This is a genomic window from Parapedobacter sp. (genome assembly GCF_035556095.1).
Classification (GTDB): domain Bacteria; phylum Bacteroidota; class Bacteroidia; order Sphingobacteriales; family Sphingobacteriaceae; genus Parapedobacter.
Map to the genome: position 1 here is coordinate 117435 of NZ_DATMFT010000016.1, position 14614 is coordinate 132048.

14 protein-coding genes are annotated in these 14614 nt (G+C 49.3%); 9 read left to right on the forward strand and 5 right to left on the reverse strand.

The features are described from left to right. The 3 genes from VNQ80_RS07610 to VNQ80_RS07620 all read left to right on the forward strand — a co-directional run bounded on the left by VNQ80_RS07610 (position 1) and on the right by VNQ80_RS07620 (position 2902). A complete protein-coding gene (locus tag VNQ80_RS07610; protein ID WP_325637100.1) occupies positions 1 to 765 on the forward strand; it encodes an SDR family oxidoreductase in 765 nt (254 codons plus the stop codon). 74 nt (positions 766 to 839) lie between these two features. After that, complete coding sequence (locus tag VNQ80_RS07615) at positions 840 to 1514, forward strand: DUF1080 domain-containing protein (protein WP_325637102.1); 675 nt, start codon at positions 840 to 842, stop codon at positions 1512 to 1514. Between the two features lie 26 nt (positions 1515 to 1540). Next, the gene (locus VNQ80_RS07620) at positions 1541 to 2902 is read left to right on the forward strand and encodes a Gfo/Idh/MocA family oxidoreductase (protein WP_325637104.1); all 1362 of its coding nucleotides are present in this window, start codon (positions 1541 to 1543) and stop codon (positions 2900 to 2902) included. A 48-nt stretch (positions 2903 to 2950) separates the two neighbouring features. Here the strand turns inward: VNQ80_RS07620 and VNQ80_RS07625 are convergent, their stop codons facing one another. Beyond that, entirely contained in the window at positions 2951 to 4465 is a 1515-nt protein-coding gene (locus VNQ80_RS07625; RefSeq protein WP_325637106.1) for a catalase, read from the reverse strand. 249 nt (positions 4466 to 4714) lie between these two features. Here VNQ80_RS07625 and VNQ80_RS07630 point away from each other — a divergent pair, with 249 nt between their 5' ends. The 3 genes from VNQ80_RS07630 (at position 4715) to VNQ80_RS07640 (ending at position 6523) form a co-directional block, all read left to right on the forward strand. Continuing rightward, entirely contained in the window at positions 4715 to 5665 is a 951-nt protein-coding gene (locus VNQ80_RS07630) for a hypothetical protein (protein ID WP_325637108.1), read from the forward strand. A gap of 10 nt (positions 5666 to 5675) precedes the next feature. After that, complete coding sequence (locus VNQ80_RS07635) at positions 5676 to 6146, forward strand: DUF4199 domain-containing protein (protein WP_325637110.1); 471 nt, start codon at positions 5676 to 5678, stop codon at positions 6144 to 6146. 77 nt (positions 6147 to 6223) lie between these two features. After that, positions 6224 to 6523 (forward strand): YbaB/EbfC family nucleoid-associated protein, encoded by a 300-nt coding sequence (locus tag VNQ80_RS07640; protein ID WP_325637112.1) that lies wholly within the window; start codon positions 6224 to 6226, stop codon positions 6521 to 6523. Positions 6524 to 6542: 19 nt separating this feature from the next. On the opposite strand, the gene VNQ80_RS07645 is transcribed toward VNQ80_RS07640, so the two are convergent. After that, complete coding sequence (locus VNQ80_RS07645) at positions 6543 to 7394, reverse strand: N-acetylglucosamine kinase (protein WP_325637114.1); 852 nt, start codon at positions 7392 to 7394, stop codon at positions 6543 to 6545. 143 nt (positions 7395 to 7537) lie between these two features. Beyond that, a complete protein-coding gene (locus VNQ80_RS07650) occupies positions 7538 to 9160 on the reverse strand; it encodes an MFS transporter (RefSeq protein ID WP_325637115.1) in 1623 nt (540 codons plus the stop codon). Between the two features lie 414 nt (positions 9161 to 9574). Between VNQ80_RS07650 and rho the strand changes: the two genes are divergently transcribed. Next, positions 9575 to 11068, forward strand: a complete 1494-nt coding sequence (gene rho, locus VNQ80_RS07655; RefSeq protein ID WP_325637116.1) for a transcription termination factor Rho — start codon at positions 9575 to 9577, stop codon at positions 11066 to 11068. A gap of 44 nt (positions 11069 to 11112) precedes the next feature. Then, on the forward strand, positions 11113 to 11790 hold the full coding sequence (gene pssA, locus VNQ80_RS07660) for a CDP-diacylglycerol--serine O-phosphatidyltransferase (RefSeq protein ID WP_325637118.1): 678 nt from the start codon (positions 11113 to 11115) through the stop codon (positions 11788 to 11790). A gap of 14 nt (positions 11791 to 11804) precedes the next feature. Here the strand turns inward: pssA and VNQ80_RS07665 are convergent, their stop codons facing one another. Beyond that, a complete protein-coding gene (locus VNQ80_RS07665) occupies positions 11805 to 12167 on the reverse strand; it encodes an Hpt domain-containing protein (protein ID WP_325637120.1) in 363 nt (120 codons plus the stop codon). Then, on the reverse strand, positions 12148 to 12666 hold the full coding sequence (gene folK, locus VNQ80_RS07670; RefSeq protein WP_325637122.1) for a 2-amino-4-hydroxy-6-hydroxymethyldihydropteridine diphosphokinase: 519 nt from the start codon (positions 12664 to 12666) through the stop codon (positions 12148 to 12150). Before folK ends, VNQ80_RS07665 begins: the two co-directional genes overlap by 20 nt. A gap of 171 nt (positions 12667 to 12837) precedes the next feature. Between folK and sppA the strand changes: the two genes are divergently transcribed. Further along, the gene (sppA, locus tag VNQ80_RS07675) at positions 12838 to 14610 is read left to right on the forward strand and encodes a signal peptide peptidase SppA (RefSeq protein ID WP_325637124.1); all 1773 of its coding nucleotides are present in this window, start codon (positions 12838 to 12840) and stop codon (positions 14608 to 14610) included. Positions 14611 to 14614: the final 4 nt, after the last annotated feature.

The window sequence follows — 14614 nt, forward strand, 5'->3', positions numbered from 1 at the left end:
ATGACTACACATAGATTTAGCGGTAAGACGGCGATTATCACGGGGGCAGGTCAGGGCATCGGCTTTGAAATTGCGCGTCAGCTGGTTTCGGAAGGGGCGACGGTGCTGCTGAACGACATTGACAGTGCATTGGCGGAAGGGGCGGCTTCGCGGATTGGCGAACAGGGAACATGCCTAGCATGCCCAGGCGACTCTGGCGATCTCATGTTTATCGATGGCATCGTGAAACGTGCCGTAGCTGAAACCGGTAGATTGGATATCGTTATTGCGAACGCGGGAATCACGCTATTCGGTGAATTTCTAAATTATACCCCTGAGGCTTTCCATCAGGTGATGGAGGTGAATCTCGCCGGCACTTTTTTCCTTGCACAGGCTGCGGCTAAAGAGCTGATTCGCCAAGGCGGTGGCGGATCACTGCTGTTTACTTCGTCAGTAACCGGTCACCAGGCCCATAAGAATTTAGCAGCCTATGGCATGTCGAAAGCGGCGTTGGAAATGCTCGCTAAACACCTCGTTTTAGAACTTTCGCCGCATGGCGTCAACGTAAATGCGATTGCTCCGGGTGCTACGCTGACGGAACGTACGGCCGAAGATGCGGAGTATGCCGAAACGTGGTCTGCGATTACGCCAATGGGCCGTGCCGCTACCCCGGAGGATATTGCAGCAACAGCATTGTTTTTGGTGAGTGACGCAGCACGGCACGTTACCGGGCAAACCGTGGTGGTGGATGGAGGATGGATGGTGGTAAGTCCTTCGCCGTATTGATTGCGAATGATTATTAAACATGGTATAGCGTTTTTTCACTGATGGGTGCTCGTGCCCGGTAAATAAATAAAATTATGCGTATAAACGAGTTGTTTTTGACGGTATTATTTATGCTATTCTGCATAAACACCATTGCTGATAATGAAAGTCGGACGGACACCGTAGACTTGCCTGAAACGGTGATGGAAGAGGGATGGATATCTCTTTTTGACGGAAGTACGTTGGATGGGTGGAAAGTAAATGAGAATCCAGAGACTTTTAGTGTAGAAAATGGGGCAATTGTGGTGAATGGTCAGCGGTCGCATCTTTTTTATATGGGTGATGTGAACGGCCACAATTTCAAGAATTTTGAATTGAAGCTAGAGGTGATGACCTTCCCGGGATCGAACTCTGGCATCTATTTCCACACGCAGTTCCAGGAAAAGGGGTTTCCATCCATTGGTCATGAGGTGCAGGTCAACGTATCGCATACAGATTGGCGGCGTTCGGGTAGTATCTATGGTGTTGTGCATGTAGATACCGTACCCGTGGTGGATAACCAGTGGTATACGCAACATATTATTGTGAAAGACAAGATGGTTCGGATATTAATCGACGGGAAGCTCATCTTGGAATATAACGAACCCAATACGACCACTGAACCTCGTACGGGCCGTACCATTTCTGACGGAACTTTTGCTTTGCAGGGTCATGATCCGGGAAGCAAGGTGTTGTTTCGAAATATCCGTGTGAAGGTACTTCCAGAATAGTTTGTTTAACCAACACGTTTTTAACCATGAACGAAACCCATTCAACATCACGTAGAAATTTCCTTCGCACCGCTGCGGCTGCTGCGATTGGCGCACCGCTTATATTGGATAATGCCTTTGCCGCGCTGCCGGCAAGAAAGCTTAAGCATGCATGCATCGGTGTAGGCGGTATGGGTGCCCATGATCTACAGAACTTTAAATCGCATCCAAATGTCGAAATTGTAGCGCTTTGTGATGTGGATGAAAACCATTTAAAGCAGGCCGCCGCGATTATTCCCGGTGCGCGCCTCTACTCGGATTGGCGTGAATTGCTCAAAAAGGAAAAACGCAATATAGATGCTGTTAATGTCACCGTGCCCGATCATAATCACTTCATCATCGCCATGGCGGCCATCGACGCTGGTAAACATGTATACTGCCAAAAGCCGATGTGCCACGATGTGGCCGAAGTGAGAATCCTCACACGGGCGGCTATCGAGGCTGGTGTAGTTACCCAGCTCGGAACCCAGATTGCTTCATCCATTGGCGACCGCACGGCCGTGCAATGGATTAAACAAGGCATTATCGGAAAGGTTAAGCATGCATACCTGTGCTCAAACCGGTCGGGTATTGCGGCATACCGGCTTGCCGGGCCACGGCCGGAACAGGGCCAGCCTGTGCCGCATACGTTGGATTGGGACAAATGGATTGGTACTGCCCCCATGCGGCCTTATGCAGCCGATATCTACCATCCCGCTATCTGGCGGGCATGGCAAGACTTTGGTACAGGATGGTCGGGCGATATCGGTTGCCATATTTTTGATGCGGTTTGGAAAGGGCTGGATATGAAATCACCGCTGTCCGTCGTGGCCGAGGTACAGCAATCGTGGAAGGATTCGCCTGAACGTAGGGGCGACACTTGGCCACAGGGAAACCACATCACGTGGATGTTTCCGGGCAACGAGAAAACGGCATCGGATGTTTTGCCGTTGGAGTGGTTCGACGGTGAGTTCTATCCGCCAGAAGAGGTCCGCGCGTTGTATAAAGGTGGAAAATACCCTGAAGAAGCAGCGATGTTGATCGGTACCGAAGGTGCATTGCTCATACCGCACGGAGGAACACCGGTGCTTCTGCCCGAAAGCAAATTCAAGGACTACAAATACCCGCAGTTGGAAGAGCGTAATCACTACCATCATTTTGTCGATGCCTGCCTAGGCAATGCTCAAACGGAATCGCATTTTGCCCAAACAGGTCCGATGACTGAGGCTATTCTACTGGGAACAGTAGCTATACGGGTGCCGGGCACCTTATTGGAATGGGATGCCGCTCACATGAAGTTCCCCAATTACCCCGACGCCGAGCAATACCTCCGTCGATCGTATCGAAAAGGGTGGAAAGTGAAGGGATAAGAACCTCCCGCAAATCACGGGAGGTTGGGTAGTTGTACGTTGTGCTTCTTATCCGTTGGTCGGTCTGGGTGCCCAGCGATCGTACGGTGTCATGTCAAAGTTGTTCACGTCTTCCATGGTTAGCCCCAGTGCTTTTGCTACCCCTTCGCCATATTCGGGGTCTGCTTTATAGCAATTGCGAATGTGGCGGATTTGGATAAATTTATCAGCACCACCCACTTGTGCGGCTGTGTTCTGGAATAAGATGTCGGCTTTACCATCCGCTTTAATGATGCGGAATAAGTTGCCGGGTTGGGTATAGTAGTCTTCGTCGTCGTCGCGGAAGTTATGCGCATACGCCGTGCCTTCAAGTTCCAGCGGGGGCTCTTGCGTCGCAGGCTGTTCCTGCCATTCACCATAGCTATTCGGCTCGTAATGCTTAGCGTCGCCGTAGTTTCCATCTACACGCATAGCGCCATCCCGGTGGAATGCATGATAAGGGCATTTCGGTTTGTTCACCGGAATCTGGTAATGATTTACACCTAGTCGGTAGCGCTGGGCGTCGCCATAGGAAAATAGGCGGCCCTGCAACATTTTATCGGGTGAGAAGCCGATGCCGGGAACAATATTCGTCGGATTGAATGCGGCTTGCTCTACATCCTGGAAGTAATTCTCGGGGTTACGGTTCAATTCGAATTCACCTACCGGAATAAGCGGAAAATCTTTTTTGGACCACACTTTCGTTAAGTCGAATGGATGGAAGCGGTAAGTTTTTGCTTCTTCTTCGGTCATGACCTGGATAAACATTTTCCACTTGGGGAAATCCCGGCGTTCAATGGCGTCGAAAAGATCGCGTTGTGATGACTCGCGGTCCACGCCGATCAATTTGGCCGACTCTTCGTCGGAGAGGTTTTCAATGCCTTGTTGGGAGATAAAATGGAATTTTACCCAATGCCGCACGTTGTCCTTGTTAATGAGACTGTAGGTGTGGCTGCCGAAGCCATGCATATGGCGATAGCCGCGCGGGATGCCACGGTCACTCATTACAATGGTTACTTGGTGTAGCGATTCGGGGAGCAGTGTCCAGAAGTCCCAGTTGTTGTTTGCGCTCCGCAGGTTGGTTTTTGGATCGCGTTTCACGGCGTGGTTTAGGTCTGGGAATTTCATCGGGTCACGGAAGAAAAACACCGGGGTGTTGTTTCCGACCAGGTCCCATATCCCTTCGTCGGTATAAAATTTCAATGCAAAGCCCCGGATGTCACGCTCGGCGTCTGCAGCACCCCGCTCACCCGCCACGGTAGAAAACCGCGCGAACATATCCGTTTTCTTACCGATTTCATTGAAGATGTTGGCTTTACTATATTGTGTGATGTCGTGCGTAAGGGTAAACGTGCCGAAAGCACCCGAACCTTTCGCGTGCATCCGCCGTTCGGGAATGACTTCACGATCGAAGTTGGCCATTTTTTCAAGGAACCAAAAATCCTGCATCAGTAATGGTCCCCTGGGGCCTGCCGTCTGCGAATTCTGGTTGTCCGGAACCGGGGCTCCGGTCTGTCTAGTTAATTTTCCCTTGTTCTCTTCCATGCTGTTGTTGTTTTAGTGAGTACACACAAATATATATAGATTGCATCGATTGTTTTTAAAAAAAGCGATAAGTAGTATTTATAACCGTATAGAGGCGTTAAATAGTGGGTTCCTCATAGAGAAGACCCTAAGGATACCTCCGTGATCTGCTAACATACAAAAAGAAAGGCATAAGGTTATACGATATTTTGTAAATGTAACAGCAAAATTTATTGCATTTTATGTGCAATTGTCTTAGGTTAGCAACCCATGCGAATCAAAGGTAATATCACTGCGCAGGCGGGTCGTGCGCTTCTCATTGTTTTCGGTTGTTATTTATTGGGGTGCGGGCGTACGGCCAATGATGAGGCCAATGATCCGCGGCGACCGTCTTTTGAGCCGATTGTAGGTGTTGATTTTTATGAGGTAAGACGTTCGTTTGACAATGGGTTAGCGTATGATTCAATAGGCTTTGTGCAGGAAGCCGAATGGCATGTCAAGTTTACCCGCGAGGACGCTATCCAGATTTATGTGCCGGGAAGTGATTCATCATTCAATTTCGAAATTACGCATGATCATGATTCCTTTTTCCACTTTGCACGCGAGAGTTGGAAGGTTATCGACCTTAACCGCGACAGCCTGATGCTGCAGCGGCTAAGCTTGGATGGGCTACGGGTGAATAAAATGCGTTCGAACGTCTATATGCGTTTTTATGCCAAGGATTATCTCAATGGATTGGGCCAGTCGTTGATAAAGCTGCGGGAGCCACGCCGGCAGGATACGTTGTTTGTGCAGGAGATGGTGCGGCGGGCAAACCGTAACCTCGATAACGTGGATAGTTCCTATTCGTCCAAAAACTATCCTAAGCTGGCCAGTAAAAGTGAGATACTGGAAATCGAACGGCGGCAGTATGACTCCCTTCAACTGATAAGCCAATCGTCGGCCTACGCGTATCTTTATCCGGAATACGACATCACCATCCATCGGGCCTATAAGGATTTTTACCATACTTTTTCCGTTTTGGTGGGGCCGGATGGCAAATTGCGCTTGGGCAAGTTTTTCGTGATGCCTGAATTTGTGGAATCGAGGCGCCGTGTGCTTGAGGGTATCATGGATGTATATCTTCAGAATTTGCTAGACATTACGCCAGCATCGACCTTGGGACTACCGCACAACAGCGTGGTGTACCTGCGGGTACGTGGTAAGATGGATAGGCCATAAAAGCAACGTTATGTGGAACGCTATTCGCTACGGGTTACTTTTTGCGTTAGCCATCTTCCTTTGGGCCGTGGCCGAGGCGGCGTTGGGCCTCCACGGCCGCCACATCAAATACCACGAATACCTTTCGTATTTTTTTGCGGTTCCATCGGTCGCCATCATGTATTGGGGCATTCGTGCCGGTGAAAAAACACCATGGCGGGGTATGCGTTTCCGGACGGCATTTTTGAAAGGGATGGCCATTACCGTTGTGGTTACCCTATTGTGTCCCGTGGTATGGTATTTTTTCTGTTCATTCGTCAATCCGGCATTTTTGGGCAACATGGCACGTCATGCCATTGAAGTAAAGGGAATGAATCCTTCATTGGCCATGCAACGGTATACGTTATCCAATTACCTGTTTGTATCCGCTTTTTCGACGGCGGTAATCGGATCGGTTATTTCGTTGGTGATTGCCGTTATTATGGCTGGTCATCGGCGATAGTTGGCCAAGCTCAAACGCGTTTCTATTTTTGTGCCGGATTCCGTACATTAGCGAGTATTAAAATAAGTGCGTGAGCTATGTTTGATAAATTAATGGCGGCCCAACAAAAGGCCGAAGAAATAAAGAAACGGCTTGATCATATCTTGGTAACTGGAGAGGCCGAAGGCGGTGCCATCAAGGTAACCGCAACGGCCAACAGGGAAGTGACGGATGTCAGTATCGATCCGGTGTTTCTTGCCAATGCAGACAAGGAAGAATTGGAAGAGGTGCTAGCCGTGGCCGTCAACAATGCCATGAAGCAGGCCGAGAACGTGAGCCAAACCGAAATGCAGGGAGCGGCGAAAGACATGCTCGGCGGATTAGGCGGCCTATTTTAAGCCGCCGTCCACGTTATTGCTAAGCAGATTTATTAATGTGGTATTGTACAAGATCGTCTATTGGTGACCGGACGATACGGCCGACCTTCATGCCGTACTGGCTAGCCGTTTCTTCCAACACATTTCTGAAATTGTAACCAACGGATCCGATGCAATTAAACGTGTAATTTTGGTAGTCCGGATAGCGGGATACCAGGTTACGGAAAAAGTCGTCGAAAGCTGTTTGCACGATGCCGCGGGAATAATTGATATTGACAGACACGTCGTATACGAACTTGCTGAAACTGGCACAGAATCGGTTGGCGAGCGGTTTGGTGTATACCGCGTCCATCACGTCATCAGGCGTCAGCTTGTAGGTGTCCCAGAATATCTCCCTTACGTCTTCGGGCATATAGCCGCGGATATAATCGGTCAGTAGTTTTTTGCCGATATAACAACCACTGCCTTCGTCGCCTAAGATATAGGCCGCAGAATCGATGTTATGTGCGATGTCCTCGCCATCGTAAATACACGTGTTGGTACCGGTGCCAAGAATTGCGGCGAAGCCCGGTTGGTTACCCAGCAATGCCCGTGCAGCAGCTAGTAAATCGTGCCCTACGAACACCTTCGAGTTGGCAAATACCTGTCTGAGGGCTTCGATCACGATAGTAGCCTTTTCTTCATTGTGCACACCCGCACCATAATAATTCACTTCGGCGACCTCGTTGTATGGTAAATCCTTGGGCAGTCCCTTTTTAAGTGAGTTTACGATGTATTCGCTGTCCACGAAATAAGGGTTGTAACCTTCGGTGTTGAAATACACTTTTTTCCCAGCGTTGTCCAGCAAGCACCAATTGGTTTTGGTCGATCCTCCGTCTGCAATTATAATCATTTGTTGGGTATTAGTTTTGTTGGTTTTTTTTCAGTTTAATGATATTCATCCAATTATGCGCCGAAAATACGGTTTTCCCCGAGAATAATAACATTATAGACTTTGTTATTTCAAAAAACAGTAAAACTCGGGGGCACATCGGCCTAATGTCCACCTTCGGTATTGATGCTTTCAATGTCGTGTCCCTGTTTTTTCAAGATATCTGATACCTTCCATGCAAAAAATGCCAGGTAGGCAAAGCAGGCCACCGGAACCCAATACGAGAGGTGGATGTCATGCAATACATCCGCTATACTCCCCTGCAACGGCGGGATAATAGCACCGCCCAAGATCATCATAATCAGTAGGGCAGATCCTTGGCTGGTATATTTCCCGAGTCCGGTAATGCTCAATGCAAAGATGCTTGGCCACATGATGGAACAAACCAGTCCGCCGCTGATAAATGCAAAGATACCGACCTCGCCCTCGGTGTACAGACCGATGAGCATGGCCATGACACCAAGAATACCCAAAGCCATCAGCAATTTTGCCGGTTTGGCTTGGGCCCAGAAATTGGCGCCGATCATTACGGCAATGCAAATAGCATATATATACAGATCGGATACATCGCGCCCACTTACCCAGTTTACGAGCAAGATAACACCGAATGCAATGTAAGGTACCAAAACGCTCAAAATGAGCCGCATGCGCTTGCTCATCTTGAACACCGTAACGGCCCCCATCCAACGACCGATCATCAGGCTCCCCCAATACAGGGAAATAAAGTGCGAGATCTGCGATTCGTCGTGACCACCGAACTCGGGGGTTTTCAATAACGCGCCGAGATTACTCTGTATGGTTACTTCGACCCCCACATATACAAAAATGGCGAGCATGCCCAAGGTGAGCTGCGGATACTTCATTGCGCCCCAGCCATCACCATTTTTCTGGGCCGAGCTGTTGGATAAGAATAAGATGGTTACCACGGCGAGCAGTGCAATGACGAGCAATGCCAATGTACCCTCATGCCCGAACCGTTCGGGAAGGACGAACCCAATGACAATGAGCGCCAATATAGCTAGCGTGATGGCAACGAGTGCCTTGGTGAGTTTATTGCTGCGTTCCGGCTCCTCGTCTGAGGTGACGCGCGGCATTTTACGAATAGCAAAGAAACCGGCCACCAATAAGAATACGCCAGCCAGAATGATATATAGGATGTTTATGGAACTGATAGGCGCATTAGCAACCTGCTCAGGAGTAGCCACGACCGTGCCGAATAAAATCAGCGTGATAATGATTGGGCCAATGGTAGTGCCGAATGAGTTGACACCGCCAGCGAGGCTAAGCCGGTGTGCGCCCGTGGCGGGGTCGCCCAATGCGACGGCAAACGGATTAGCCGCCGTCTGCTGCAAAGAAAACCCGAGCGCAATGACGAAAAATGCCATGAGTATAAATACGTATTCCGAACTTACCACCGCCGGAATCATACATAACGCACCCACCACCGAGATGAGCAATCCGTAGATGATGCCTTTTTTGTAACCAATCCGATTGAGGAAGTCATATCCTACGCCGCTCGAATAGAGATATAATAATAAGGACCCGATGTAATAGGCGCCGTAAAACGCGGAGTCTATGAGCTGGGATTCAAATTGTGTAAGGTCGAAATGGGATTTGCAGAACGGAATGAACACGCCGTTGGCGCCCGCCAGAAATCCCCAAAAGAAAAACACCATGGTCAGCGAATACAGCGCTGACGCGTAGCTTTTATTTGATGTATTCGTCATCTTTTTTGTATAAGGTTTGCCGAAAATTTCGCCTAACTTAGGGGTTTTCGTACCAATTATTCAAACTTTTTCGGGACTTTTCCATTGGTAGTAGTAATAAATCGTTTTACCTAATTGATATACAGTGTGTTATTTTTGCTTTTGCGGTGAATAATAAGTTGGGGATTTCAGGCTTGACTTTTGGTGGATTTGGGGGAGTACGCGTTATTTTTTTATTATTTCTTTGAAAATCCAAATGGAATACTTTACTTTGCGCAGTATTCTCAAAGTTTATCCTAGATACTTCGTCGAAAACTCTTTGATTTCTGAAGATTAAATGCTGAATCACTACTGTTTGAAATGGACGGCTGAACGAGGTGGATGAATGTCTTTATATAACAGCAAATCCAAATATTATTTATATTTTTTAGTTGAATGAATATTAATGAACTGAACGCGAAACTCGTGTCTGAGTTGCGTGAAATAGCGAAGCTGATCGGTATCGCCGATGTGGAAAAACTTCGGAAGCATGAGTTGGTGACCAAGATTGTTGAGACAGGTGAAGAGGAAGCCAGAAATGCGGCATCGGAAGCTGAAGCGGCTCCGGAAGATACCAGCGATGCCGTTGGTGAGCGCCCACGGAAACGTACACGTACCGTGAAATCGGCCGAGCCGATCAGTGTGCGCAACACCCGTGACGAATTTTCGGGTGATAGCCGGGAGCCGTCGGCACCGGTTGAGAGCCGACCGGAGGCCCCTGCGCCGAAACCTGCCAATGGCAGCAAGATGGAAGGTCCCACGGGAAACCTCGACTTCGACAATGTAATTGTCAACGAAGGGGTGTTGGAAATTATGCCCGACGGGTATGGTTTCCTCCGGTCATCAGACTATAATTACCTCACTTCCCCGGATGATATCTACGTTTCCCAATCGCAAATTAAACTTTTTGGTCTCAAAACTGGTGATACCGTGCGTGGGAGCATCCGGCCACCCAAAGAAGGCGAGAAGTATTTCCCGCTGGTTCGTGTAGAAGCCATCAATGGCCAAAACCCTGCAGAGGTGCGTGACCGGGTACCATTTGATTTCCTGACACCGCTGTTTCCAACCGAACGGCTGAAACTTTTTACCGGGCCGGGGAATTATTCCACACGGATCATGGATCTTTTCACACCCATCGGCAAGGGACAACGTGGACTTATCGTGGCGCAACCCAAAACGGGTAAGACCATGTTGCTTAAGGACGTGGCTAACGCTATTGCAAAGAACCACCCTGAGGTATATCTGATTATTCTGCTCATTGACGAACGTCCGGAAGAGGTGACGGATATGGCTCGGAGTGTACGTGCCGAAGTCGTATCCTCTACCTTCGACGAGCCGGCCGATAGGCACGTGAAAATCGCAAATATCGTATTGGAAAAGGCAAAACGCATGGTAGAGTGCGGACATGATGTGGTTATCTTGCTGGATTCAATCACGAGATTGGCCAGGGCATACAATACCGTGGCTCCAGCATCGGGCAAGATCCTCTCAGGCGGTGTGGATGCCAACGCGCTCCATAAACCAAAACGTTTCTTCGGTGCGGCACGTAATATTGAACACGGCGGTTCGTTGACGATATTGGCGACGGCACTGATTGATACCGGTTCTAAGATGGACGAGGTTATCTTCGAAGAATTCAAAGGAACGGGTAACATGGAGCTGCAGCTCGATCGGAAGCTCTCCAACAAACGGGTATTCCCGGCAATCGACCTCATTGCGTCGAGCACGCGTAGGGACGACCTACTGAACGATCGGGAGACACTACAGCGGATATGGGTACTGCGCAACCATCTAGCCGATATGAATTCGATGGAAGCCATGGAATTCCTGTTGTCACAGATGCGCGGAACGAAGTCGAATGAAGAGTTCCTCATCAGCATGAATGGTTAATCATTAATAATGGCTGTAGCATGGCCATGCTACAGCCATATTTTATGAAAACGCATATACCCAATTTTATAACCTGCCTGAACCTATTCAGTGGTTGCATTGGGGTAACCTTTGCTTTCGCGGGCCAACTTGATATCGCTGCTTATTGTGTACTTGCATCGGGAATCTTTGACTTCTTCGATGGATTGGCTGCGCGTGCATTGGATGTGAAATCGCCCATTGGCAAGGAGCTGGATTCACTGGCCGATGTAATAAGTTTTGGTTTACTCCCGGGGGCTGTACTCTATAGTATGCTTGGAGTGGCTTGGCCTGACAACGCCTACGTGCCTTACGCCGGGTTTTTGGTAACCGTTTTTTCGGCGCTCCGACTGGCTAAATTCAATATTGACGATCGGCAGTCGACCGATTTTGTCGGCCTCAATACACCGATGAATGCGTTTTATGTGATTTCGCTCCCTTTCATAGCAGGTACATACGGAGCTGTTGTGTATCATCCGGTCTTTTTGTTGGGCAGCGTCGTTGTGACATCCTTGTTGCTGGTAAGCAACGTCCGGCTTTTTTCGTTGAAGCTCAACTCGCTGTCGTGGCGCGAAAACGGCTGGAAATTCGCTTTCTTACTGGTAAGCGCATCCTTGGTTGCCGTGTTGAAGTTTGCTGCCGCCCCGTTGGTGTTGGTACTTTATTTTCTGTTTTCTTACGCCCATTTCGGGCGGGTACGGTGAGCACGGCGGCCCCATTAGCCAATTGTTTTCAAATAAGCATTCAGCTCTCCATATAGCACAGCTAACCTTGGCAACATTGCGGCTAGTTTGGCAGCAATGGCATCAACGTTCTGACGGTGTTTTGCGTCGTCTTCGATTTCCTGCAATTCCTGGCGCATCTGGTTGGCACCTACGTACGCTAAGGTGGGCTTGATGTGATGGGCTTGTTTGTAGGCGCCTTCCCAATCTTCCTGCGCTATATAGGTGGCAAGTAGTTCTATGTCTTGCGGGGTCTGTTTGATGAAAAGTTCCAATATCTCTCGGATGAGCTGCGTGTTGCCGCTGGAAAGATCCATCAGGTAAGCCAAGTCGGCTTGTTCAAAATTCATGTTGTTCATATGTATCCGGATTAAAAAGTCGTACGGCAAGCGGATCGGTCGTCTCGTCCAGCAGCTCGTTGGTTGTTTTCCCCAATACGGGGTGAACGAATCCCGGCGCGATTTCTTGCAACGGCGCTAATGCAAATCGGCGGTCGGGCAAATGCGGATGGGGTATCTGCAGGTTTACCTCGTCGATGACCTTGTCGGCATAATATAGGATGTCTATGTCAATCAGCCGCGACTCCCATTTGTTTACACGTACCCGGCCCATCTGTTTTTCGATGGCGTTGATTTTCTTAAGCAGGAAAAGCGGTTCTAATGGGGTTGCAACCTCCACAACTTGGTTGAGGTAATTGGGTTGGTCTTCATTGCCCCAAGCGTCCGTTTCGTATATTGATGAGGTGCTGCATAGGGTTCCGATTTCCTTGGCGATTTCGCTTCGTGCGCGGTTTAACTGAGCAACCCTGTCGCCCATGTTTGTACCCAATAATAAAAAGGCGTTCGTTGTAACCAGCATAAAGCGATATCGATCGATAGGCAAACTTAGGTAAACGGCGATTTATATCCAAATAAATAGCGCTGTAACGAATGAGCAGCGTCGTCGTCAAACCTCTACCATGGCCGGAGATGCCATTTGTCAATACAGTGAAGTTTTTCTAAGTTTGAACAGCTTATAATAGAATCGCATATGAAGTCATTTTTCAAATACGTACTCGCTACCGTGACGGGTATCGTCATATCGTTCATCCTCTTGTTTGTGGTGGGTTTAATCGTTATCGGTGCCCTGGTGAGCTCCATGAGTGCCGAGAAGGAGACCACCGTTGCAGCCAACTCATTGTTGCTGATCGACCTTAAACACGACATCACGGAACGTACGATCCCCGATCCGTTCGAGGAGCTTGACCTGCCCGGGTTCATTACCGTTAAAAGCTTCGGGTTGAATGATATACTCAAACGCATAGATGGGGCTAAGGAAGACGAACGCATCAAGGGCATATGCCTCGACCTCTCTTCCGTATCCGCCAGCTTTGCCACCCTGCAGGAAATCCGTGATGCTCTGCTCGATTTCAAAGACTCGGGCAAGTTCATTGTTGCTTACAGCGAGGGTTATACCCAACGCGCCTATTACTTGGCCTCCACCGCCGATCGGGTTTACGTTAACCCTGAAGGTGCAATAGACTTTAGGGGGCTTGCCTCACAGACCGCTTTTTTGAAAGGTACGCTCGATAAATTGGGCATTGAAGCACAGGTAGTGAAAGTGGGGACATTCAAAAGTGCGGTGGAACCGTTTGTATTGGACAAGATGAGCGACGCCAACCGGGAGCAGGTCAGTTCTTTCCTGGGGAGCATTTACGACCATTTCATTGCCCAAATCGGAGAGAGTCGCGGCATGACAGCTGATTCATTGCACGCCATTGCGAATGGCTATCTGGTAAGGACCGCAGACGATGCGGTGACCTATGGACTGGCCGATGGTAAACGATACAAGGACGAACTCCTAGCCGAGTTGAAAGACTCGCTCAACGTAGATCAAGACAAAGACCTGAATGCCGTGTCGATCTTGAAGTATAAGCCAACAACATCATCGGTCAGCGCCTCCGCCCGTGATCGTGTTGCGGTGGTATATGCGGTAGGCAGTATTGTATCGGGCGAAGGTAGTGACGACATGATCGGTTCGGAACGCATATCGCGTGAGCTACGTAAGGTGCGCCGCGATGATAAGGTGAAGGCCGTGGTATTCCGCGTTAACTCACCCGGTGGTAGCGCGCTGGCTTCCGACGTCATCTGGCGCGAGGTGGAGTTGTTGAGCCAAGAGAAGCCAATCATCGTATCCATGGGAGATGTAGCTGCATCTGGAGGGTATTATATCTCGGCGGCCGCCGATTCGATTTTTGCCGAGCCTAACACAATTACGGGCTCTATTGGTGTCTTTGGCCTCATCCCGAACATGCAGGAACTGTATAATGATAAACTGGGTATTACTTTTGACGAGGTGAAGACAGGTAAATATGCTGATTTTTTAGCAAATGTAGACCGACCGCTCACGGCCGATGAACAGCAAATTCTCCAAATGCAGGTCAATCAGATCTACGATACATTCCTGCAACGCGTGGCCGATGGCCGCGGCTTATCCAAGGCACAGGTGGATAGCATCGGGCAGGGCCGCGTATGGAGTGGCCAGCAAGCCGTTGAACACGGGCTGGTAGACCGCTTGGGCAACATTGAGGATGCAATTGCCGCAGCTGCAGATAAAGCCGGCTTGGATACCTACCGGATCGTGAGCTATCCGGCCATCAAAAGCCCGTTCGAAGCACTGTTGGGCGGCTCTGCCGACCGTATCAGTACGTGGCTCAGCAAGCGTGAGTTGGGCGACCACTACCGCTATTACGAGCAAGCAAAAGCGGCGCTGCAATTGCGCGGCATACAGGCCCGGCTTCCATTTACCATGGAGATCTATTAACGCG

Coding starts and splice junctions, on each gene's coding strand:
- VNQ80_RS07645 (WP_325637114.1), bottom strand. CDS start 7,394: ATGATTATAATTGCAGACGGAGGATCGACCAAAACCAATTGGTGCTTG.
- VNQ80_RS07665 (WP_325637120.1), bottom strand. CDS start 12,167: ATGAACAACATGAATTTTGAACAAGCCGACTTGGCTTACCTGATGGAT.
- VNQ80_RS07625 (WP_325637106.1), bottom strand. CDS start 4,465: ATGGAAGAGAACAAGGGAAAATTAACTAGACAGACCGGAGCCCCGGTT.
- VNQ80_RS07630 (WP_325637108.1), top strand. CDS start 4,715: ATGCGAATCAAAGGTAATATCACTGCGCAGGCGGGTCGTGCGCTTCTC.
- VNQ80_RS07640 (WP_325637112.1), top strand. CDS start 6,224: ATGTTTGATAAATTAATGGCGGCCCAACAAAAGGCCGAAGAAATAAAG.
- pssA (WP_325637118.1), top strand. CDS start 11,113: ATGAAAACGCATATACCCAATTTTATAACCTGCCTGAACCTATTCAGT.
- VNQ80_RS07635 (WP_325637110.1), top strand. CDS start 5,676: ATGTGGAACGCTATTCGCTACGGGTTACTTTTTGCGTTAGCCATCTTC.
- VNQ80_RS07650 (WP_325637115.1), bottom strand. CDS start 9,160: ATGACGAATACATCAAATAAAAGCTACGCGTCAGCGCTGTATTCGCTG.
- VNQ80_RS07620 (WP_325637104.1), top strand. CDS start 1,541: ATGAACGAAACCCATTCAACATCACGTAGAAATTTCCTTCGCACCGCT.
- VNQ80_RS07615 (WP_325637102.1), top strand. CDS start 840: ATGCGTATAAACGAGTTGTTTTTGACGGTATTATTTATGCTATTCTGC.
- rho (WP_325637116.1), top strand. CDS start 9,575: ATGAATATTAATGAACTGAACGCGAAACTCGTGTCTGAGTTGCGTGAA.
- folK (WP_325637122.1), bottom strand. CDS start 12,666: ATGCTGGTTACAACGAACGCCTTTTTATTATTGGGTACAAACATGGGC.
- VNQ80_RS07610 (WP_325637100.1), top strand. CDS start 1: ATGACTACACATAGATTTAGCGGTAAGACGGCGATTATCACGGGGGCA.
- sppA (WP_325637124.1), top strand. CDS start 12,838: ATGAAGTCATTTTTCAAATACGTACTCGCTACCGTGACGGGTATCGTC.